General features: G+C 68.1%; 1 protein-coding gene. It reads right to left on the reverse strand.

Going from position 1 to position 1,200, the window contains the following annotated elements:
* Nucleotides 1–85 precede the first annotated feature (85 nt).
* The coding region (locus HF577_RS37775) for a hypothetical protein (RefSeq protein ID WP_211175439.1) at nt 86–1,200 on the reverse strand (1,115 nt) is incomplete at its 5' end.

Here is a 1,200-nt window from a genome sequence, read left to right on the forward strand (position 1 = left end):
AGGCGGAGCCGCGCCCGAAGTTCAGGAAAGCCACTTTCAGGCCCTCTCAGGGCAGGAAAGTGGCTTTCCTGAACCTGGGCAGTCGTCACTGCGTGGTTCGGATTGCTCGCAGCGGTGGTCGGGGGCGTTTCCGGGCCTGTTCGTACGTCGCTCGGAGTGTTACCACCACGTCCTCCGGGTTCTTCTTCGGTTTGGACGCGGTGTACACCGCTCCGGCCGCGACGAAGCCGGCGGCCCGCTCGACGGTGGTGTCGTGGTCGGCGGGGCTCAGGTGCCATTCGCTGGACTCGATCTCCCAGACCATCGCGACGTCGTCGAGCCAGCAGTCCGCCACGCCGAGGAACCGTCCCTCGGCGTCGTACACCGCCGCGTTCCACCATGGCTCGGGCAGCCCGGTGCTGCTCCAGAGCCGCTTCGCCTCCAGCTCGGCAGCGGAACGCACGCCCTCCGCGAGCTCACCGAGAACTCTGCGCGGCACCGCGGTACCTCTCCGCGAACCGGCTTCGAGCTCGCCGCCAAGAGCTGCGACCGTGCACAACCCGCGCTGGACGGCGTCGGACAGCAGTTCCGCGACATCTCCAGGCGCGGGTAGCCGCCGGACCGTGTCGACACAAGCGCGCTGGACAGGGGCCAACGGGATCCCGCCGCGCACTATCGACTGCGGTAGCCGGCCGGTCCGTTCGACGTGGACGAAACCAACCGAGCGGACCTGCCGGCGATCGGGGACGAGGATGTGGACGTCCTGGGTTGCTTCCCGGTCGCCCCGTTGCCGGACCGGTCCTCGGCGGATGCCGTGACGTCGGCAAGCCTCGATGCCGGTGAGAACTGCGTCCTCTCCACCCAGCAGCAGGGCCGCGCGGACCCGCTGATCCTGACTGGGTGTTCCGGTGAACAGCAGCACCACACCAGGCAGGATCCGCTGCCACGGTCCGCCGTCCAGACAACGCTTGTACACAGTGCGCTCCGAGAAACCGAGGGCAACCAGCTGACGCACGCTGGCCACCCGGAACGGAAAGGCGTCGCGAAGTTCGCTACCTCGGGACCGTGCCAGCACCCCCATGCCGAAGATGATCCGCGAAGGTCGCCGGACCCGTGGGCGAACGGAAGACCTCGGTTCAGGAAAGCCACTTTCAGGCCCTCTCAGGGCAGGAAAGTGGCTTTCCTGAACTTCCCGGAGGCCTCGCCGCGGGGGGTGGGTGG

Origin of the sequence: Pseudonocardia xinjiangensis, assembly GCF_012911925.1 — a bacterium.
Classification (GTDB): domain Bacteria; phylum Actinomycetota; class Actinomycetes; order Mycobacteriales; family Pseudonocardiaceae; genus Pseudonocardia; species Pseudonocardia xinjiangensis.